This is a genomic window from Pseudonocardia bannensis (assembly GCF_012911875.1).
Taxonomy (GTDB): Bacteria; Actinomycetota; Actinomycetes; order Mycobacteriales; family Pseudonocardiaceae; genus Pseudonocardia; species Pseudonocardia bannensis.
Window position 1 is genome coordinate 12,805 of record NZ_JAAXKZ010000014.1, and the last position, 18,802, is coordinate 31,606.

An 18,802-nucleotide genomic window follows, 5' to 3' on the forward strand; every position below is an offset into this window, starting at 1 on the left:
CGGTTCGACAGCCCAGCAGCCCGGGTCGGTCGCGGATAGGATCGGATCATGGTTGGAATGCGATTCGGACTGTTCGTGCCCCAGGGCTGGAGGCTTGACCTGGTCGGCATCGAACCGGCCGCCCAGTGGGACGCCATGCTCGGCGTCGCGCGCCATGCGGAGGCCGGGGCGTGGGAGTCGATCTGGGTCTACGACCACTTCCACACCGTGCCCGCAGCCACCGACGAGGCGACCCACGAGGCGTGGACCCTGATGGCCGCGTTCGCCGCAGCCACCGAGCGCGTCCGCCTCGGCCAGATGTGCACCTGCATGGCGTACCGCAACCCTGCCTACATGGCGAAGGTGGCCGCGACCACCGACGTCATCTCGGGCGGGAGGGTCGAGATGGGCATCGGCGCGGGCTGGTACGAGCAGGAGTGGCGCGCCTACGGCTACGGGTTCCCGCCGGCACGGGAACGCCTCGGGATGCTCGACGAGGGCGTGCAGATCTTCCAGCAGGCCTGGAGCACCGGCCACGCGACCCTCGACGGCAAGTACTACCAGGTGGATGACGCGATCGTGCAGCCGCGGCCGCTGCAGGACGGCGGCATCCCGATGTGGATCGCGGGTGGTGGGGAGAAGGTCACCCTGAAGATCGCCGCGAAGTACGCGCAGTACACGAACTTCGACGGCACCCTCGACGGCTTCACCCGCAAGTCCGAGATCCTCGCCCAGCACTGCAAGGCCGTCGGCACCGACTTCGACAAGATCGTGCGTTCGGCGAACTACAACGTGGCCATCGGCCGCACCGAGGCCGAGGTCGAGGAGCGGTTGCAGGCGCTCAAGGCCCGTCTGGAGCCGATCGTCGGACCGGAGAAGGCGGAGGGCGCGCTCGGTGCGTTCCGCGGTCTCCCGGCGTGCGGCACCCCGGAGCAGATCGTGGAGAACCTCACGGCGCTGCGCGAGCGCGGGATGTCCTACGGGATCTTCTACTTCCCCGAGGCCGCCTACGACCGGTCGGGGATCGAGATGTTCGAGCGGGAGGTCATCCCCGCGCTGTCGTGACCGCCGTGGGCTGACCCTCGGTGGCCAGCGCGTCGTGGCCGTGCATCCAGGCCAGGTCCTCCGGCAGCCGGGCGAGCCGGGAGTCCCGCTGCCGCAGGGCCGGGCTGTCGTCGGGCAGGTGCAGTGCCGGCGAGGTCGCCCACGAGGCCAGCTGCACCTGCCGGGTCCGGCCCCGACGGCGCGCGGTGTAGCGGTCCAGCGCGCCGGGGACGTCCTCGGCGCCGCATTCTGCGAGCTCCGCGGCCAGGACGGCGGCGTCCTCGATGGTCTGGTTGGCGCCCTGGCCGTGGTGCGGCAGCATCGCGTGCGCCGCGTCGCCGAGCAGGATCACCGCCCCGCGGTTCCAGCGGTGCAACGGTGGGCGGGAGAACAGGCCCCACCGCGGTCCCTGCGGCGCCGCGTCGATCATCTGGGTGACGGCAGGGTGCCAGCCGGCGAAGGGCGCGAGATGCTCGCCGGGCTCGGCGTCGGTCATCCACACCGGCGACGTCCAGCGTGCGGGACCCTCGACCACCGCCAGGAAGTTGATCACCGATCCGTCCCCGATCGGGTAGTGCAGCAGGTGCGCACCGGGCCCGACCCAGAACTGGATCGCACCGGGATCGGGGAGCGCGGTGAGTTGCCCGACCGGGACGAGCCCGCGGAAGCCGCTGGTGCCCGAGTAGGCCGCGCTGTCGCCACCGGTGACCCAGCTGCGGACCACCGAGTGCACGCCGTCGGCCCCGACGACCACGTCGGCGTCGACCTCCCGGCCGTCCGCGCCGCGGACCCGCACGGCGCCGTCGCGCTGCTCGATGTCGGTCACCCGCCACCCCAGGTGCAGGTGCTCGGGACCCCAGGCCTCGCCCAGCAGCAGCTGCAGGTGGACACGGTGCACACCGAGGAACGGTGCGCCGAACCGGTCGCGGTACCACCCCGCGACGGGGTGCGCGGTGATGCGGTGCCCGTCGACTCCGCGACGGTGGATGAGCTCGGTGGGCTCGAACGACACCCGTTCGAGGGCGTCGACGAGACCGACCTCGCGCAGCACCCGGGTTCCGTTGGCGGCCAGCGCCACCGCGGCGCCGACCTCGCGCAGCTCGGGGGCCTGCTCGAGAACCTCGGCCGTGACGCCGCGTCGGCGCAGCAGCAACGCCAGGGTCAGTCCGCCGACGCCGGCACCGACGATCACCACCCGCAGCGGTCGTCCCGACATCGAGCCTCCTTCCGCCCGGGCGGCGACGGTGCCGGCCCCGGGAGCGCGGCGATCGGTCGGCGCCGCCGCCGCCGACCGTAGGGCGGAATCGGACGAGTGGGTCGTTCATGTTCCGCAATGAGGAACGGACGGTTCCGGACGACGGCCCGGGCGCGTCGGGCCCGTCGCCGGCCGGTGCTGGGGCAGCATGATCAGGTGCGGGAACAGCTGAACGGGACCGGCCTGGCCGGCGACACGCGGGCGGAGGCCGTCGTCGAGGCCTACCTCGCGCACCTCGCGGTCGAGCGCGGCAGCTCGCCCAACACTCTGCGGTCCTACACCGGCGACCTGCGCCGCTACCGCGACTACCTGAGCGAACACGGCATCGACGACCTGGCCGCCGTCCGGGAGGCCGACGTGAGCGGGTTCGTGGCGGCGCTGCGCAGCGGGCCCGCCCCGCTCGCGGCGTCGTCGGCCGCCCGGGCGCTCGCGGCGGTGCGGGGACTGCACCGGTTCGCCGTGCGTGACGGGCTGGTCCCCGCCGACGTGGCCCGCGCCGTCGCGCCCCCGGCGCTGCCCAAACGCCTGCCGAAGTCGCTCACCGTGGATCAGGTCGAACAGCTCCTCGCCGGGTGCATCGGCGACGGCCCCGCGCCACTGCGCGACCGCGCACTGCTCGAACTGCTGTACTCGACCGGCGCACGGATCTCCGAGGCCGTCGGCATCGACCTCGACGACCTCGACCTGGCCGGCCGCACCGTCCTGCTGCGCGGCAAGGGCGGCAAGCAGCGGATCGTGCCGGTCGGGCGGCCCGCGCTCGCGGCCGTCGAGGCCTACCGGGTCCGTGCCCGGCCCGATCTCGCCGCCCGGGGTCGTGGCACCCCGGCGCTGTTGCTCAACGCGCGCGGTGCGCGGCTGTCGCGGCAGAGCGCCTGGCACGCGCTGCGGGCCGCGGCCGAGGTCGCCGGGGTGGACGCGGAGGTGTCGCCGCACACGCTGCGACACTGCTTCGCGACGCACCTGCTGTCCGGTGGTGCGGACGTCCGCGTCGTGCAGGAACTGCTCGGACACGCCTCGGTGACGACCACGCAGGTCTACACGCACGTCACCGTCGACTCGCTGCGGGAGGTCTACGCCCTGGCGCACCCGCGCGCCCGAGGGTGAGCGGCCGAGGCTCCCCGTCGGCTCCGCCCGGGCGCCCCGCTATGGTCCGGCAACGATGAAGACGATCATCCGCCTGCGGCGCGGGGCCGCGCTGTCCGCCACGACCGCCGGGCTGTGCCTGCTCCTCGCCGGCTGCGGTGCGGTGCAGATCAGTGGCAACAACGTCAGCTCCGGCTCCGGGCCGGCGGGGAGCGGCGAGGTCGAGACCGAGACCGGTCAGCAGGCCCACCCACATCCGGTCACCCGCCTGGAGATCGACTCCGACAGCGGTCGCGTCACCGTGCGCCCCGGGCCCGACGGCGCGGCCGCGGTGGGCCACACCTCGACCTGGTCCGGGACCCGGCCGGAACTCACCCAGGCCGTCGAGGGCGACACCTTGCGGATCACCGCGCGCTGCCCGGACCGCTCCGCCGGTGAGCGGTGCGAGGTCGACCTCACCGTCACGGTCCCGGCGGCGACCACGGTGCGCACGAAGCTCGGAGCCGGCGGTATCGAGGTCTCGGACCTGGCCGGTGACCAGGACCTGAGCACCTCGGCCGGGAAGATACGGGCGACCGGACTCCGCGCGGCGACCGTCACGGCGCGGGGGAGTGCCGGCTCGATCGAGCTCGAGTTCGCGACGCCGCCCCGGTCCGTCGACGCCCGTTCGTCGGCCGGTTCGGTGAGCGTCTACGTCCCGCGCAGCGGGCCGGTGTACCGCGTGGAAGCCTCGACCAGTGCCGGTGACGTCGACGTCCAGGTGCCCGACGACCCGGGCGCCGACCCCCGCATCGCCGCACGCAGCAGTGCCGGGGACGTGACCGTCGGGTACCGCTGAGGCCGCCGCGCCCGGGGGTTTACAGTGGTGCCCAATGTGCACCCCCGCGGACGGGCTCCAGCCTCCGCACCCGGGGTCCGGCGGCGCGCTGAGCACGCGGAATCGTCGGACAACAGTTCGACACCCAACGGCGGGGCGCGTTGCTGCTGGTCGGGCCTGCCTCCTAGTCTGCGTGCCTGGAACGTCCCCCTTCGGGGCCGCCCACGAGAGACCGGAGTCCGCATGAACACGCCGCGGCCCTTCGACCCCCGGCCGGAGCCGCTCAGCGATGAGGCTGACGAGACGGATCTGTACGTTTCCGGGGGGCGACTCCGCCTGACCGCGCCCGTCCCGGCGCCGCTGACCGAGCACGGTCCAGCACGGGTCATCGCCGTGGCCAACCAGAAGGGCGGAGTGGGCAAGACGACCTCGACGATCAACTTGGGCGCCGCGCTCGCCGAGTACGGCCGTCGTGTCCTGCTCGTCGACTTCGACCCGCAGGGGGCGCTGTCGGTCGGTCTGGGCGTCCAGCCGCACCAGTTGGAGACCACGATCTACAACCTGCTGATGGAGCGGGGCCCCGAGACCGACGAGGTCATCCGCCCCACCACCGTCGAGGGCATGGACCTGCTGCCCAGCAACATCGACCTGTCCGCGGCCGAGGTCCAGCTCGTCACCGAGGTCGGCCGGGAGCAGGCGCTGGGCCGCGCGCTGAAGCGGGTGCTCGACCGCTACGACGTCATCCTCGTCGACTGCCAGCCCTCGCTGGGCCTGCTCACGATCAACGCGCTGGCCTGCGCCGACGCCGTGCTCATCCCGCTGGCCTGCGAGTTCTTCAGCCTGCGTGGCGTGGCGCTGCTGATGGACACGATCGACAAGGTTCGCGACCGGCTCAACCCCGACCTGCAAGTCCTGGGCATCCTGGCGACCATGTTCGATCCGCGGACGCTGCACACCCGTGAGGTGCACCAGCGGGTCATCGAGGCGTTCGGTGACCTGGTCTTCGGCGCCGTCATCAACCGCACGATCCGGTTCCCGGAGACCACGGTCGCCGGCGAACCGATCACGACGTGGGCGCCGACGTCCAACGGCGCGGAGGCCTACCGGCTGTTGGCCCGCGAGGTCCTCGCCCGGTGACCCTGGTCGAGAACGAACCGCTCGTCCCGGAAGGCGTCCCGACGGAGAACGGCCGCCGTCGCTTCACTGTGCGGCTGCACAACTTCACCGGCCCGTTCGACCTGCTGCTGCAGCTGATCGGCAAGCACCAGCTGGACATCACCGAGATGGCGCTGCACCGGGTCACCGACGACTTCATCGCGCACCTGACCGATCTCGGCGACGACGCCGACCTGGACGAGACCACCGAGTTCCTCGTCATCGCCGCCACGCTGCTCGACCTGAAGGCGGCCCGGCTGCTGCCCGACGCCGAGGTCGAGGACGACGAGGACCTCGCCCTGCTCGAAGCCCGCGACCTGCTGTTCGCCAGGCTGCTGCAGTACCGCGCGTACAAGCAGGTCGCGGCGTTGTTCGTCGAGCTGGAGTCGACGGCCCTGCGCCGGTTCCCGCGCTCGGTCGCGCTGGAGGACCGGTTCGCCGGCCTGCTCCCCGAGGTCCTGCTCGGAGTGGGTCCGGAGAGCTTCGCCGAGCTGGCGGCCACGGTGTTCCGCCCCAAGCCGCCACCCACGGTCGGCCTCGACCACCTGCACGGGCCGAAGGTATCGGTGGCCGAGCACATCGAACTGCTGCGCCGGCGGCTGATGGAACTGGGCGAGGCGACCTTCGCAACGCTCACCGCCGACTGCGTGTCGCCGCTGGAGGTCGTGGCCCGTTTCCTCGCGATCCTCGAGCTCTACCGCGAGGCGAGCATCTGGTTGGAGCAGCCGGAGGCGTTCGGGGAGCTGACAGTACGCTGGACCGGCGGATCCGAGAACCTCGTGCACAGCACATCCGCGGACGACGACACCGAGATCAGTGAGTGACCCCGACAGCGTGAGCACCCCCAGCACCACCCCCTGCGTCGATGCCGACGACCCCGCCACCGGCCCGGGCGCCGAGGAGGCCACCGAGACGCCGGGGGTGCCGCCCGCCCTCGCCGACGACGCCGAACTGGACGCCGCGCTGGAGGCGCTGCTGCTCGTCGTGGACGCGCCCACCGACGAACAGACCCTGGCCGGGGCCCTCGGTCAGCCTGCGGACCGGGTCGGTGCCGCCCTGCTGCGGCTGGCCGACGGCTACCGGTCCGCGGGTCGCGGCATCGACCTGCGGCGCGCGGGTGAGGGCTGGCGCTTCTACACCCGCGAGACCTACGCCCCCTACGTCGAGCGGCTGCTGCTCGACGGGCAGCGGGCCCGGCTGACCCGGGCCGCACTGGAGACCCTCGCCGTCGTCGCCTACCGCCAGCCCGTCACCCGGGCCCGGGTGGCCGCGGTGCGCGGGGTCAACTGCGACGGCGTGCTGCGCACGTTGCTGACCCGTGGGCTGGTCGAGGAGGCCGGCGTCGACGGGCAGACCCAGGGAACCCTGTTCCGTACTACCGAACTGTTCCTGGAGCGGCTGGGCCTGTCATCGGTGGACGAGTTGCCACCGCTGGCCCCGCTGTTGCCGGACGTGGATGCGATCGACGAACTGTGATGAGTGTGAACAATCCCCAGACCCGGCCCGACGGCGTCCGACTGCAGAAGGTGCTCGCGCAGGCCGGTGTGGCCTCCCGCCGCGCCGCCGAGGAGCTGATCGCGGCCGGCCGCGTGAGCGTGGACGGCAAGGTCGTGCGCGAGATGGGCCGGCGGGTCGACCCGGACACCGCCGTGGTGCATGTCGACGGTTCACGCATCGTGTTGCGCGAGGACCTGGTGCACCTGGCTCTGAACAAGCCGCGCGGGATGCTCTCCACGATGTCCGACGACCGCGGCCGGCCCTGCGTCGGCGACCTGGTGGCCGCTCGCACGGAGCGGCTGTTCCACGTCGGTCGGCTCGACGCAGACACCGAGGGACTGCTGCTGCTCACCAACGACGGCGATCTCGGGCACCGGCTCATGCACCCGTCGTTCGAGGTCGAGAAGACCTACATGGCGGAGGTGGCCGGGCAGCTACCGCGCGATCTCGGCAAGCGGCTGCGCGCCGGGGTCGAGCTCGAGGACGGTCCGGTGACCGTGCACTCGTTCCGGTTGGTCGACTCGCACGCCGGCCGGTCGATGATCGAACTGGTGCTGCACGAGGGGCGCAAGCACGTGGTGCGCCGGCTGATGGACGAGGTCGGGTTCCCGGTGCAGCGGCTGGTCCGCACCGCGATCGCCGACGTCCGGCTCGGCGACCAGCGGCCCGGCCGGATCCGGCCGCTGACCCGGCCCGAGGTCGGTGCTCTGTACAAGGCCGTCGGTCTCTGAGATCGGGCGTCGCGCGGGGCGGTGGCATCGAGCTGATAGCCGATCACTTAGGCTGCGGGCCCATGGCGGTACGAGCGGTGCGAGGGGCCATCCAGGTCGACTCCGACGATCGTCAGGAGATCCTCGATGGCTCCGCGGAGCTGGTCAGCGCGGTGCTCAAGCGCAACGACCTCACCCCCGACGACATCATCTCGATCGTCTTCACCGCGACCCCCGACCTCACCGCGGAGTTCCCCGCATACGCCGCCCGGCTGCTGGGGCTGACCGACGTGCCGCTGCTGTGCGCGTCGGAGATCGCGGTGCCGGGAGCGCTGCCGCGCACGTTGCGGCTGCTCGCGCACGTCGAGACCGATCGGCCGCGCTCCGCGCTGCGGCACGTGTACCTGCGCGGAGCATCGGCGCTCCGCACGGACCTGCCGCAGTAGGGCCCGGCCGGGCCTCCGGCCGGCGCGGTCGCCGGCCGGCCCAGCGCCGCCAACCCGGCGTCACCGACCCGGCGCCGCCGACCCAGTGCTACCGGCGATCACCGTTTCGGGGCCTCGAGCCGCGGACGGCGCGGTCACCGCCTTCGGCTCACCGATCAGGAGCTGGTGAGGCAGCGGTTGCGCCGTCCAGCGATCCGTTGCCGCTGACCGGGGAGCGCGACCGCATGCCCCTGACCGGCCGTGTCACCCCGCACGGCACAATGGAGCCAACCCGCGCCGGTCGTGGGGGCACGGCCGGTGATGCGGCGGAATGGGCCGCAGGGCCCGGAGAGGGGTCGAGCGGTGTCCGGTCCGGGCAGGCTACGCGGCGTCGTGGCGATGGACGGGCCGTCGGGCACCGGCAAGTCGACGGTCTCGCGGCGGCTGGCGATCGCGGGCGAGGCCGCGTATCTCGACACCGGGGCGATGTACCGGGCCGCGACCCTCGCGGTCCTGCGCGCGGGTCTGGACGAGCAGAGCCCGGCCGAGGACATCACCGCCGTCGCCGTCGCGGCCGAGCTGGAGTCGATCACCGACCCGGCGGCGCCGAGGATCCTCCTCGACGGCGAGGACGTCGAGGCGGAGATCCGGGGCGGGCCGGTGACGATGCTGGTCAGCGCGGTGTCCGCGCAGCCGACGGTTCGTGCGGTGCTCGTCGAGCGGCAGCGCAAGCTCATCGCGGAGGCACTGGGCACCGTCGGCGGAATCGTCGTGGAGGGCCGCGACATCGGCAGCGTGGTCGCGCCGGACGCCGAGCTGAAGGTGTACCTCACCGCGTCCGAGGAGGTCCGCGCTGCTCGCCGCGGCGCTCAGGACCGCAAGGCCGGCCGCGCCGGGGACCACGAGACGACGCTGGCCGATGTCCGGCGCCGGGACCGGCTCGACTCGACCCGCGCCACGTCACCGCTGCACGCCGCCCCGGACGCATTGATCCTCGACACCGACGACCTCAGCGTCGATGCCGTGCTCGACGAGCTGCTGCGCCTCGTGACCGAGCGCGGGCTCGTGTCGTGACCGCCCCGGCGGAACTCGCCGATCTACCCCCGGGCGCGTCGCAGCGGCTGCACGACCTCGCGCGTTGGGTGGGTACCTGGTGCTTTCGCCCGGTATACCGCGTTCGGGTCCATCACCTCGACCGGGTTCCCCCCACCGGCCCGGTGGTGCTCGTCGCAAATCACAGCGCGCTCGTGGACGGGCCGCTGCTGTACGGACTACTGGGGCGCCGCGCGGTGTTCTTGGTAAAGCAGGAGATGTTCACCGGGCCGCTGGCCTGGGCGTTGCCGCGAATCGGGCAGCTCGCGGTGCGCCGCGGCGAACCCGATCGCCGGCCGCTCATGGCGGCTCTCGGTGTGTTGCGGGGCGGTGGCCTGGTGGGGGTCTTCCCCGAGGGAACCCGGGGCAGCGGTGACGTGGCGGCGGCCCAGCACGGTGCGGCGTGGCTGGCGCGGGCGTCGGGTGCGGTCGTGCTGCCGGTCGTGTGCCGGGGCACCCGGCGGCCCGACGGCGTCCGCCGCCGCTTCCGGCCGCGGGTGGACGTCCTGGTGGGGGAGCCGTTGCCGGCTCCCGCAGGTAAGGGCCGCGCGGAGCTGACCGCGGCCACCGAGACCATCCGTGCCGCGCTGGCCGGGCTGGTCGTGGAGCTGGATGACGTACGGAGCAGAACGTGAGTGCAGACGATCGCGCCGCGATGGCGGAGCTGGGCATCGACCCGGCCGACTTCGTGGCCATGGATGAAGAAGACGAGGGGGCGGGCGCCCCGGACGGTGTTGACGGCGCCGTGGTGGCCACCCCGGTGCTGGCCGTGGTCGGCCGGCCCAATGTCGGCAAGTCGACGCTGGTCAACCGGATGCTTGGACGCCGTGAAGCGGTCGTGCAGGACGTCCCGGGAGTGACCCGCGATCGGGTCGCCTACGACGCGCTCTGGAACGGCCGCCGGTTCACGCTGGTCGACACCGGGGGCTGGGAACCGGACGCGACCGGCCTGCAGGCCGCCGTCGCGGCGCAGGCCGAGCTGGCCATGCAGACCGCCGACGCGGTGTTGCTCGTGGTGGACGCGAGCGTCGGGGCCACCACGACCGACGAGGCCGTCGCCCGGGTGCTGCGGCGCTCGGACCGGCCGGTCCTGCTGGCCGCGACCAAGGTCGACGACGACCGGCTCACCGCCGACACCGCCTCGCTGTGGCGGCTCGGGCTCGGCGAGCCGCACCCGGTGAGCGGTCTGCACGGCCGCGGTTCGGGCGACCTGCTCGACGCGATCCTGGAGGCGCTGCCGGAGACCCCGCGTGACACCTTCGGTGCGTCCTCGGGCGGCCCGCGCCGGGTCGCGCTGGTCGGCAAGCCGAACGTCGGCAAGTCGAGCCTGCTCAACCGGGTCTCCGGGGAGCTGCGTTCGGTGGTGCACGACGTGGCGGGCACGACCGTCGACCCGGTCGACTCGCTGGTGGAGCTGGACGGCGAGGTGTGGCGTTTCGTCGACACCGCCGGTCTGCGCAAGCGGGTCAAGATGGCCAGCGGCATGGAGTACTACGCCAGCCTGCGCACGCAGGCGGCCATCGAGGCCGCCGAGGTGGCCGTCGTGCTGCTGGACGCGAGCGAGCCGATCGCCGAGCAGGACCAGCGCGTGATCAGCATGGTCGAGGAGGCCGGCCGCGCGCTCGTCCTGGTGTTCAACAAGTGGGACCTGGTCGACGAGGACCGCAGGCTCGCGATGAAGCGCGAGCTCGAACGCGACCTGGTGCGGGTGCGGTGGGCCGAGCGCGTCAACGTCTCCGCGCTCACCGGGCGGTCGGTCGCGAAGATCGCGCCCGCGCTGCGCACCGCGCTCGAGTCGTGGGACCAGCGCATTCCGACGGGCCGGCTCAACGGCTGGCTGGCGGACGTCATCGCCGCGACCCCGCCCCCGGTGCGCGGCGGCAAGCAGCCGAAGGTGCTCTTCGCAACCCAGGCCCAGACCCGTCCGCCGACGTTCGTGTTGTTCACCACCGGTTTCCTGGAGGCGGGGTACCGGCGGTTCCTGGAGCGGCGGCTGCGCGAGGAGTTCGGGTTCGAAGGCTCCCCGGTCCGGCTGTCGGTGCGGGTGCGGGAGAAGCGCGCGAAGAACGCGAAGAACGCGAAGAAGCAGCGCTGACACGCCGGGCGGCGGCCACGAAGGGAACGATCGTTCCACAGGCCGCCGACTAGTCTCGCCGTATGAAGCCGGCGGCGGGGGCACCTGGTCCGGCCCCGGTACGCGTGGTGCTGGCCGACGACGAGCCGCTGCTCCGTGCCGGGCTGCGCACCGTGCTGCAGGTCGGAGGCACGATCCGCGTCGTCGCCGAGGCGGGTGACGGTGACGCCCTGCTGGCCGCGGTCGGCGAGCACCACCCCGACGTGGTGCTCGCCGACGTGCAGATGCCCGGTACCGACGGGCTGGCCGCGTTGCGCATCCTGTGCGCCCGTCCGGACGCGCCCCCGGCCGCGGTCCTGACCACGTTCGACCTCGACGACTACGTCGCGGAGGCGCTCCGGATCGGGGTCCAGGGCTTTCTGCTCAAGGACGCCGAGCCCGACGCGCTGATCCGTGCGGTGCGCGATCTCGCGGCCGGCGGCGCCGTGCTCGACCCGCGCATCACCGCGCGGCTTCTGCCTCGGCTGGCCGCCGGGTCCGCGCCGCCCGCGTCGGGCCGGCCGGCGGACCTGACCATGCGCGAGAACCAGGTGCTCGGACTGCTCGCCGCCGGCGAGTCGAACGCCGCGATCGCTTGCCATCTGGGCCTGGCCGAGGCCACCGTGAAGAAGTACGTCTCGGCGCTGCTGGTGAAGCTCGGTGCCCAGAACCGGGTCCAGGCCGCGCTGCTGGCACAGGGCTGGGGAGCCGGATGAGGATGACGACATCGCGGAGGATCGGGCTCGAGCTGCTCGCCGTGCTGGTGCCGGCCTGTGCGGTGCTGCTCGGCCACCCGCCGTTCGGCTACTCGGTGGCGGCCGGTCTGGTGGGCTGCGCGCTGCTCCCGCTTCGGCACCTGTGGCCCTCGCTGGGCGTGCTCGGTGTGCTGTGGGGGCTGGTCGGGGGGCTGGGCTGGCCACCCGCGCTCGTTGCGCTGTACACGCTCGGCCGACGCAGCGGCCGGGTCTCCCGGACCTCGCCGTGGGTGGTGCTGGCCGGGCTGGCCGCGGTGCTGCCGGTACTCCTCCTGCAGGACCTGTCCTGGGCCGATCGCGTGCTGACGGTCGCCTTCACCGCACTGTGGGCCGGGGCTCCCGCCGCGATGGGGCTGCTGATCAGCACCCGGGAGCGGCTGACCGCGAGCCTGCGCGAGCTCGAGCGGGCGCGTGAGGCGATGCTGCAGGCCCGCGAGACGGCCGCCCGAGCGGAGGAGCGGTCCCGGATCGGGCGCGAGATCCACGACGCCGTCGGCCACCACGCGACGCTGATCGCGGTCGGGGCGGCGGCGCTGGCCGCGTCGACGGCCGAGCCGGAGACCCGCGAGGGAGCGGAGCGGCTGCGCGTGCTGGCCAAGCGCGCGCTGGCCGAGATGCGGGCGGCGCTCGGGTTGCTCGACGGACGGCCCGATCAGCCGGCCGGGGTGGCCGATCTGCCGGGGCTGGTCGCCAGATCCCGCGCGGCCGGGGTGCAGGCAGATCTCGTCGACGTGGGCACGTCCAGAGAGCTGCCGCCGGGACTGGACCGCGCTGTCTACCGGGTGGTGCAGGAGTCGCTCACGAACGCGGCCCGGCACGCCCCGGGTGCACCGGTCCGGATCGAGTTGTGCTGGCGGGACGCCGGCGAGCTGTCGGTCAGCGTGCACAACGACCAGGTGCCCGGGGCCGGACGTCGTCGCACCCCGGGCGGCGAGGGCTTCGGAGTGGGCGGTGCGGGCCTGGCCGGACTGGCCGAGCGGGTCGGTGCGGTCGGCGGTGAGCTGACCACGGGGCCTGGCCCGGATGGCGGATTCACGGTCCGGGCGGTGTTCCCGCTGAGCTCGGAACCCGGCGTCGTCCGGCCCCGGATCGCGTCGGGCGATGCGGCGGCGCTACGGGAGGACGGGTCGATGACTCCGGTGGGCCCGGCCGTCTGAGGGGCCTCGGCTGCTCAGCCGAGCCGCTGCGCCAGCCGGGACAGCAGGTCGATCAGCTTCGCCGCGTCGTCGCCCCCGAGCTCGTCGGCGACGTCCCGCTCGACCTCCTGCACCGCCGGGGCCAGCCGGCCGTGCAACTCGCGGCCGTGATCGGAGAGGAAGACGAGCACCCGGCGGCGGTCCGCGTCGTCGACCCGCCGGTAGACCAGGGCGGCGTCGACGAGCCGGTCGACGATCTTGGTCAGGGTGGGCGCCGGGACCATCACGTACCCGGCGATCTCCGTCATCGGGTGGCCCGCGCCGTCGGCGAGAAGTTCCAGCACCCGCCACTGGTCCAGCGTGGGCGCGCCCGGTGGGGTGCCGAGGACGCCCTCGATCCGGCGGGCCACGCGCTGCTCCACCTGGCTGAGCAGGCGGCCGAGCGTGGCGGCGGTGGTGCCGGACGTCGTGACCGGACCTACCCCTGGCGACACCTGCGCCCCCCATTTCGGATCGAGTCAGACAGTGACTACATCGCTCTCATCGTAAACACTGTCACGCGGAAGGGGGCACCTCGGAGTATCCCGCCGGGGAGGTGGTCGATGCAGCGCCTGGAGACGGCGGCGCGCCGTCGGCGTCTCGACGTGGCCTTCGTGGTGCCGCGAAGCGGGCCGGCGGGAATCTTCGGGCCGTCCTGCGAGGCCTGCGGCCGGCTGGCGGCCGAGGAGATCAACGCCGACGGCGGCGTGCTGGGTCGCGAGCTTCGGCTGCGCCTGGTCGACGGCGGTCGTCCGCCCGCTCAGGTCGCCTGCGAGGTCGCCCGGCTCGTCGAGGCGGGCGCCGTCCAGGCCGTCAGCGGCTGGCACATCTCGGCCGTACGCCAGGAACTGACGCCGGTCGTCGCCGGGCGGGTGCCCTACGTCTACACACCGCTCTACGAGGGCGGCGAGCGGACCCCGGGGGTGTTCCTCGCGGGGGAGACCCCGGATCGTCAGCTGCTGCCGGCGATGCGCTGGATGTCGCGGGAACTGGGCGTGCGCACCTGGTGCGTCGTCGGTGACGACTACGTCTGGCCGCGGATGTCCGCCCGTGCCGCGCGCCGGTACGCGCTCGACTCCCCGGACGTCCAGGTCCTCGACGAGGTGTTCGTCCCGCTCGGAACAGAGGACTTCGGGCCCTCGCTGGCCCGGGTGGAGCGCAGTGGAGCCGACGGGGTGCTGATGTTCCTGGTCGGCTCGGACGCGGTGCGGTTCAACCGGCTGTTCGCAGCGGCCGGGCTCGACCGCCGGTGCGTCCGGCTCAGCCCGCTGATGGAGGAGAACATGCTGCTCGCCACGGGCGCCGAGAACACCCGGCAGCTCTACGCCGCGGCGGGGTTCTTCGAAACGCTGGCGACGTCGCGCGGGTTGGACTTCTCCGGCCGCTACGTGGACCGATTCGGAGTCGACGCCCCGGTCCTGAACTCGCTGGGCGAATCCTGCTACGAGGGGCTGACGCTGCTCTCCCGGCTGGCGGGTCGGGCCGCGAGCCTGGAGCTGGACGAGCTGTCCGCCGCTGCGCAGACGCTGGTGTACGAGAGTCCACGTGGCGTCGTTCGGATGGCCGGGAACCACCTGCTGCAGAGCGTCCACCTGGCGAGGGCGGACGGGTTGGAGTTCGACGTCATCGCCGAGCTGACGCGGGCACCCGGCTGAGGCCCGGCCTTGACCAGAGGCTGTCATTCCGAATAGTTTCACTCGGCAGTACCTGTCGGTGACCGGGAGGCGCCCGTGCCCACCTACGCCTATCACTGTCCGAACTGCGGTGGCTTCGACCTCGTGCGGCCGATGTCCGAGGTGGATGCCGTGGCGGTGTGCCCGGGCTGCGGGATGCGGGGCCGCCGGGTGTTCGGTGCACCGGCGCTGCGGCGCATGGACGCGCGCCTGCGCCGGGCCCTCGACGCGGGGGAGCGCAGTGCCGACTCCCCGCAGGTCGTGACGGCGGTGCCGCCACGGTCGGCCGACCGGCGGCCCGGCCGGGCGACGCGCTACACGACCGACCCGCGGCACGCCCGGCTGCCGCGTCCCTGATCCGCACCCGTTCGACAACCCGAGCGTCGGAGGTCCCCCATGCCCGATGTCGTCTTCAGCGTCGACCAGGCCAAGTCGATGCGCGACCAGGCGGTGCCCGGTCACAACCGCTGGCACCCCGACATCCCTGCGGCGGTCACGGTGCAGCCCGGCTCCTCGATCCGCGTCGAGTGCCGGGAGTGGACCGACGGGCAGATCGGCAACAACGACTCGGCCAACGACGTGCGCGACGTCCAACTCGACGGCTGCCACATGCTGTCGGGCCCGATCGCGATCGAGGGTGCCGAGCCGGGCGACCTGCTCGTCGTCGACATCCTCGACCTCGGGCCCGTGCCCCAGGAGGTCGGCGACGCGCCCGGCCAGGGTTGGGGCTACACCGGCATCTTCGCCAAGCAGAACGGCGGCGGTTTCCTGACCGACCACTTCCCCGACGCGTACAAGGCGATCTGGGACTTCAGCGGGCAGAAGGCGACCTCGCGGCACATCCCCGGGGTGAGTTTCACCGGCATCACGCACCCGGGGCTGTTCGGTACCGCGCCCTCGGCCGAGCTGCTGGCCCGCTGGAACGCCCGCGAGCGGGCGCTGATCGCGACCGACCCGGACCGGGTGCCGCCGCTCGCCTTGCCCCCGCTGGAGAACGCGGTGCTGGGCGGCACCGCCGAGGGCGACCTGCTGGCCGCGATCGGGCGCGACGGCGCGCGCACCGTGCCGGCCCGGGAGAACGGCGGCAACCACGACATCAAGAACTTCACCCGCGGCTCGCGCGTGTTCTATCCCGTGCACGTGCCCGGGGCGATGTTCTCGGGCGGCGACCTGCACTTCAGTCAGGGCGACGGCGAGATCACCTTCTGCGGCGCCATCGAGATGGGCGGGTTCATCGACTTCCACGTCGACCTGATCAAGGGCGGCATGCAGACCTACGGGGTGACGACGAACCCGATCCTGATGCCGGGCAACGTGGAGCCGCGGTACTCGGAGTTCGTCACGTTCATCGGCATCGGGGTCGACCACGAGACGGACACCAACCTCTACAACGACGCGACCGTCGCCTACCGCAACGCCTGTCTCAATGCGATCGAGTACCTCAAGAAGTTCGGCTACAGCGGGCCCCAGGCGTACCTGCTGCTGGGCGCGGCGCCGATCGAGGGGCGGGTGTCCGGCGTCGTCGACATCCCCAACGCGTGCTGCTCGCTCTACCTGCCGACCGCGATCTTCGACGTCGACATCCGGCCGTCCGCGTCGGGGCCGGTCGCGGTCGATCGCGGTGGCTGCGCGGTCTCCACGTGACGGGGATTGCGGGGCCACGATTCAGCGCAGCACCATCGATGCGGGGGGCCACGAGAGCGAGGAGGCGCCATGACCGGCCCTGACGCACCGTACGAGGTCCACGAGATCGCGAACTTCACCCTCGAATGCGGTGAGACGCTGCGGCCCGCACGGGTCGCCTACCAAACCTACGGAACGCTCAACGACGACAAGTCGAACGCGATCGTGTATCCGACCTGGTACTCCGGGCGACACTGGGACAACGAATGGCTGATCGGGCGGGGCATGGCGCTCGACCCGGACCGCTGGTTCATCATCGTGCCGAACATGCTCGGCAACGGGCTGTCGTCCTCGCCGTCGAACACGCCGCCACCCTGGGATCGGGCCCGGTTCCCGAGGGTCTCGGTGCGCGACAACGTCGCCTCGCAGTACCGGCTGGTGACCGAGGTGTTCGGGATCGAGACCCTGCCGTTGGTGCTCGGCTGGTCCATGGGCGCCGGCCAGAGTTTCCAGTGGGCGGTCAGCCATCCGGAGATGGTGCAGCGGATCCTGCCGTTCTGCGGGTCCGCACGGACCGCCCCGCACAACAGGGTCTTCCTCGAGGGGGTCAAGGCCGCGCTGACCGCGGACTGCGCCTTCGAGGGTGGGTGGTACTCGCCCGAACTGCTACCGGTCACCGGCCTGCGCGCCGCCGCCCGGGTCTACGCCGGATGGGGCTACTCGCAGGCCTTCTACTGGGACGAGGTGTGGCGCGAACTCGGCTACACCTCCTTGGAGGACTTCCTCGTCGGCTTCTGGGAGGGCTTCTTCCTGGACGACCGCGATCCCGACAACCTGCTCACGATGCTCGACACGTGGTGGCACGGCGACGTGGGCACCACGCCCGGGTTCTCCTCCACGGAGGAGGCTCTCGCCTCCATTCGGGCGCGCGCGATCGTGATGCCGGCGGAGAAGGACCTCTACTTCCCGCCCGAGGACGAGGAGTGGGAGGTCTCCCACATGCCGAACGCCGAGCTGCGGGTGATACCCGGCGTCTGGGGCCACTTCGCCGGCGCCGGACAGAACCCGGCAGACACGGCGGTCATCGACGCCGCGGTCGCGGAGCTGCTCAGTGCGGATCCGGGGAAGTGAGAGGTTGGGCTACTCGTCGGTACCCACGAAAGTCGCCCCTGCCGAGGCGACCGAGGGCGGTGGTCACACGGGACCTGATCGTCGAAACTGGACATGCCCGCCGCGGGTGCCCTCGCGGTCGGTATCCAGCAAGCGTGCAGGCCAGCGAGCTAGGGGGGAGCTGACGACCGGCCGGTAGGGGACTCCGATCTGCGGTGCGGTAGTCTGATCGAGCCCCCAAGGGGGCGGCCGGGACGTGGCGCAGCTTGGTAGCGCACTTGACTGGGGGTCAAGGGGTCGCAGGTTCAAATCCTGTCGTCCCGACGGTCTGATGGGCGGTGTCTTTCGACGGGGACACCGCCCATCGGCATATCTGGGCAGCGAGAACAGTGCGCGGGCCGGACCTCATCGGGTCCTGGTGTCGCGGCAACGAAGTTCGTTGACCGAGGCCCCGATGACCAGCCCCTGCCCGCAGCGCCGCGCCAGCGCCACCATCCGGTCGGAGGCCATGCTCCCGGTGGCACCCGCGTCGCCCCGGGCGGGGTCGGCGTCGTCGTGGACCATCCGCAGCATGATGGCCACCACGGCCGGCTACAGCTGCCGTCCCAGCACAAAGGCCCCACATGTGGCCCGGCATCATCCGCCCCGGATGAGGTGGTCGTAGCGACGCTGGCCCCGGGATCAGACACCCGGCGCGGTCACGCGGCGGTGGCGTCGCGCGACGCCCGTCGGGCGCATATCCGCGCCCAGCGGTTGTCGCTCGTCAGCCCGCCGCCGTGGCCGGCTCTCAGCGGTCGAGCCGTTCGATCGTCACCCTGCCCGGTCGCAGAGGGAGGCGCCTGCCGGTGACCTCCTCCACCGGCAACCGGATGAACAACCGCCCGGAGCCTGGAGCCCAGGTCTCGAGGTGGAGTCGCTCGATTCGGTGCGCCTGCTCAGGATCGTCGACGACCTCTGCGGTGCCGGTGATCAGCACGCTCCACCCGGTATGAATCGCCTCCTCGACATCGTCCGCTTCGAAGGAGACCTGCCTGCCCTCGCGTACTGCGGTGAGCTTTTCGCCCGGCCCGGTGCTGAACACGATCGTTTCTCCGTCGAGGACGAAGTTGACGGGCAGCACGACGACAGCTCCGGTCGATGTAGCCCAGGCCACCCGTCCAATGGCGACGGTCGAGAGCAGCGCGAGGCAGGCATCGCGGTCGAGAGTCTCGAGGGGTCGTTCGTCCGGGGAGCCCGGGCCCTTGTTCATCGCCCTCTCCTCCATTGCGCGTCATCGGACGGTCCTCGACGGTAGAG

The 18,802-nt window shown here is 72.4% G+C and carries 21 protein-coding genes and 1 tRNA gene; 18 read left to right on the forward strand and 4 right to left on the reverse strand.

Features of this window, described 5'->3' with window-relative positions:
• The first annotated feature begins 57 nt into the window (after positions 1-57).
• Positions 58-1,044, forward strand: coding sequence for an LLM class F420-dependent oxidoreductase (locus HF519_RS06130; RefSeq protein WP_169411090.1), 987 nt, complete (start codon positions 58-60; stop codon positions 1,042-1,044).
• Here the strand turns inward: HF519_RS06130 and HF519_RS06135 are convergent.
• The gene (locus tag HF519_RS06135) at positions 1,025-2,239 is read right to left on the reverse strand and encodes an FAD-dependent monooxygenase (protein ID WP_169410972.1); all 1,215 of its coding nucleotides are present in this window, start codon (positions 2,237-2,239) and stop codon (positions 1,025-1,027) included. The two genes, HF519_RS06130 and HF519_RS06135, sit on opposite strands and share 20 nt — an antisense overlap.
• Before the next feature lie 195 nt (positions 2,240-2,434).
• Between HF519_RS06135 and xerD the strand changes: the two genes are divergently transcribed.
• The 12 genes from xerD to HF519_RS06195 all read left to right on the forward strand — a co-directional run bounded on the left by xerD (position 2,435) and on the right by HF519_RS06195 (position 13,082).
• Positions 2,435-3,382: a site-specific tyrosine recombinase XerD gene (gene xerD, locus HF519_RS06140; protein ID WP_312859930.1), complete on the forward strand. Its 948-nt coding sequence runs from the start codon at positions 2,435-2,437 to the stop codon at positions 3,380-3,382.
• A 55-nt stretch (positions 3,383-3,437) separates the two neighbouring features.
• Positions 3,438-4,199 carry a DUF4097 family beta strand repeat-containing protein gene (locus HF519_RS06145; protein WP_169410976.1) on the forward strand — a complete coding sequence of 254 codons (762 nt, stop codon included), beginning with the start codon at positions 3,438-3,440 and terminating at the stop codon, positions 4,197-4,199.
• A gap of 222 nt (positions 4,200-4,421) precedes the next feature.
• Positions 4,422-5,315, forward strand: a complete 894-nt coding sequence (locus HF519_RS06150; RefSeq protein ID WP_169410978.1) for a ParA family protein — start codon at positions 4,422-4,424, stop codon at positions 5,313-5,315.
• Positions 5,316-5,317: 2 nt separating this feature from the next.
• A complete protein-coding gene (locus HF519_RS06155) occupies positions 5,318-6,157 on the forward strand; it encodes a segregation and condensation protein A (protein ID WP_211169628.1) in 840 nt (279 codons plus the stop codon).
• A complete protein-coding gene (gene scpB, locus HF519_RS06160; RefSeq protein WP_169410982.1) occupies positions 6,150-6,809 on the forward strand; it encodes an SMC-Scp complex subunit ScpB in 660 nt (219 codons plus the stop codon). Before HF519_RS06155 ends, scpB begins: the two co-directional genes overlap by 8 nt.
• The gene (locus HF519_RS06165) at positions 6,809-7,561 is read left to right on the forward strand and encodes a pseudouridine synthase (protein WP_169410984.1); all 753 of its coding nucleotides are present in this window, start codon (positions 6,809-6,811) and stop codon (positions 7,559-7,561) included. Before scpB ends, HF519_RS06165 begins: the two co-directional genes overlap by 1 nt.
• 62 nt (positions 7,562-7,623) lie before the next feature.
• Positions 7,624-7,986, forward strand: coding sequence for a chorismate mutase (gene aroH / locus HF519_RS06170; RefSeq protein ID WP_169410986.1), 363 nt, complete (start codon positions 7,624-7,626; stop codon positions 7,984-7,986).
• Between the two features lie 300 nt (positions 7,987-8,286).
• Positions 8,287-9,039: a (d)CMP kinase gene (gene cmk / locus HF519_RS06175; protein ID WP_169411091.1), complete on the forward strand. Its 753-nt coding sequence runs from the start codon at positions 8,287-8,289 to the stop codon at positions 9,037-9,039.
• The gene (locus HF519_RS06180) at positions 9,036-9,692 is read left to right on the forward strand and encodes a lysophospholipid acyltransferase family protein (protein WP_169410988.1); all 657 of its coding nucleotides are present in this window, start codon (positions 9,036-9,038) and stop codon (positions 9,690-9,692) included. Before cmk ends, HF519_RS06180 begins: the two co-directional genes overlap by 4 nt.
• A gap of 59 nt (positions 9,693-9,751) precedes the next feature.
• Positions 9,752-11,152, forward strand: a complete 1,401-nt coding sequence (gene der, locus HF519_RS06185; RefSeq protein WP_246242659.1) for a ribosome biogenesis GTPase Der — start codon at positions 9,752-9,754, stop codon at positions 11,150-11,152.
• A gap of 62 nt (positions 11,153-11,214) precedes the next feature.
• The gene (locus tag HF519_RS06190) at positions 11,215-11,886 is read left to right on the forward strand and encodes a response regulator (protein WP_169410990.1); all 672 of its coding nucleotides are present in this window, start codon (positions 11,215-11,217) and stop codon (positions 11,884-11,886) included.
• 2 nt (positions 11,887-11,888) lie between these two features.
• The gene (locus HF519_RS06195) at positions 11,889-13,082 is read left to right on the forward strand and encodes a sensor histidine kinase (protein WP_246242639.1); all 1,194 of its coding nucleotides are present in this window, start codon (positions 11,889-11,891) and stop codon (positions 13,080-13,082) included.
• Between the two features lie 14 nt (positions 13,083-13,096).
• Here the strand turns inward: HF519_RS06195 and HF519_RS06200 are convergent, their stop codons facing one another.
• Positions 13,097-13,555, reverse strand: coding sequence for a MarR family winged helix-turn-helix transcriptional regulator (locus HF519_RS06200; RefSeq protein ID WP_312859932.1), 459 nt, complete (start codon positions 13,553-13,555; stop codon positions 13,097-13,099).
• 108 nt (positions 13,556-13,663) lie between these two features.
• On the opposite strand from HF519_RS06200, the gene HF519_RS06205 reads away from it, so the two are divergent.
• The 5 genes from HF519_RS06205 (at position 13,664) to HF519_RS06225 (ending at position 17,830) form a co-directional block, all read left to right on the forward strand.
• Complete coding sequence (locus tag HF519_RS06205; protein ID WP_169410993.1) at positions 13,664-14,755, forward strand: substrate-binding domain-containing protein; 1,092 nt, start codon at positions 13,664-13,666, stop codon at positions 14,753-14,755.
• Between the two features lie 75 nt (positions 14,756-14,830).
• The gene (locus HF519_RS06210; protein WP_169410995.1) at positions 14,831-15,130 is read left to right on the forward strand and encodes an FmdB family zinc ribbon protein; all 300 of its coding nucleotides are present in this window, start codon (positions 14,831-14,833) and stop codon (positions 15,128-15,130) included.
• Positions 15,131-15,169: 39 nt separating this feature from the next.
• Positions 15,170-16,417 (forward strand): formamidase, encoded by a 1,248-nt coding sequence (gene fmdA / locus HF519_RS06215; RefSeq protein WP_169410996.1) that lies wholly within the window; start codon positions 15,170-15,172, stop codon positions 16,415-16,417.
• A 69-nt stretch (positions 16,418-16,486) separates the two neighbouring features.
• A complete protein-coding gene (locus HF519_RS06220) occupies positions 16,487-17,527 on the forward strand; it encodes an alpha/beta fold hydrolase (protein ID WP_169410998.1) in 1,041 nt (346 codons plus the stop codon).
• Positions 17,528-17,756: 229 nt separating this feature from the next.
• A tRNA-Pro gene (locus HF519_RS06225) sits at positions 17,757-17,830 on the forward strand.
• An 81-nt stretch (positions 17,831-17,911) separates the two neighbouring features.
• Here HF519_RS06225 and HF519_RS06230 read toward each other — a convergent pair.
• Both HF519_RS06230 and HF519_RS06235 read right to left on the reverse strand, forming a co-directional pair.
• Positions 17,912-18,079, reverse strand: a complete 168-nt coding sequence (locus HF519_RS06230) for a hypothetical protein (protein ID WP_211169618.1) — start codon at positions 18,077-18,079, stop codon at positions 17,912-17,914.
• A gap of 214 nt (positions 18,080-18,293) precedes the next feature.
• Complete coding sequence (locus HF519_RS06235; protein ID WP_169411002.1) at positions 18,294-18,755, reverse strand: pyridoxamine 5'-phosphate oxidase family protein; 462 nt, start codon at positions 18,753-18,755, stop codon at positions 18,294-18,296.
• Positions 18,756-18,802: the final 47 nt, after the last annotated feature.

What these genes read in the sequence shown, in the direction of transcription:
- HF519_RS06130 (WP_169411090.1), top strand. Translation starts at nt 58, where the DNA reads ATGCGATTCGGACTGTTCGTGCCCCAGGGCTGGAGGCTTGACCTGGTC.
- HF519_RS06135 (WP_169410972.1), bottom strand. Translation starts at nt 2,239, where the DNA reads ATGTCGGGACGACCGCTGCGGGTGGTGATCGTCGGTGCCGGCGTCGGC.
- HF519_RS06145 (WP_169410976.1), top strand. Translation starts at nt 3,438, where the DNA reads ATGAAGACGATCATCCGCCTGCGGCGCGGGGCCGCGCTGTCCGCCACG.
- HF519_RS06150 (WP_169410978.1), top strand. Translation starts at nt 4,422, where the DNA reads ATGAACACGCCGCGGCCCTTCGACCCCCGGCCGGAGCCGCTCAGCGAT.
- HF519_RS06165 (WP_169410984.1), top strand. Translation starts at nt 6,809, where the DNA reads ATGAGTGTGAACAATCCCCAGACCCGGCCCGACGGCGTCCGACTGCAG.
- aroH (WP_169410986.1), top strand. Translation starts at nt 7,624, where the DNA reads ATGGCGGTACGAGCGGTGCGAGGGGCCATCCAGGTCGACTCCGACGAT.
- cmk (WP_169411091.1), top strand. Translation starts at nt 8,287, where the DNA reads ATGCGGCGGAATGGGCCGCAGGGCCCGGAGAGGGGTCGAGCGGTGTCC.
- der (WP_246242659.1), top strand. Translation starts at nt 9,752, where the DNA reads ATGGATGAAGAAGACGAGGGGGCGGGCGCCCCGGACGGTGTTGACGGC.
- HF519_RS06190 (WP_169410990.1), top strand. Translation starts at nt 11,215, where the DNA reads ATGAAGCCGGCGGCGGGGGCACCTGGTCCGGCCCCGGTACGCGTGGTG.
- HF519_RS06195 (WP_246242639.1), top strand. Translation starts at nt 11,889, where the DNA reads ATGACGACATCGCGGAGGATCGGGCTCGAGCTGCTCGCCGTGCTGGTG.
- HF519_RS06205 (WP_169410993.1), top strand. Translation starts at nt 13,664, where the DNA reads ATGCAGCGCCTGGAGACGGCGGCGCGCCGTCGGCGTCTCGACGTGGCC.
- fmdA (WP_169410996.1), top strand. Translation starts at nt 15,170, where the DNA reads ATGCCCGATGTCGTCTTCAGCGTCGACCAGGCCAAGTCGATGCGCGAC.
- HF519_RS06220 (WP_169410998.1), top strand. Translation starts at nt 16,487, where the DNA reads ATGACCGGCCCTGACGCACCGTACGAGGTCCACGAGATCGCGAACTTC.
- HF519_RS06230 (WP_211169618.1), bottom strand. Translation starts at nt 18,079, where the DNA reads ATGCTGCGGATGGTCCACGACGACGCCGACCCCGCCCGGGGCGACGCG.
- HF519_RS06235 (WP_169411002.1), bottom strand. Translation starts at nt 18,755, where the DNA reads ATGAACAAGGGCCCGGGCTCCCCGGACGAACGACCCCTCGAGACTCTC.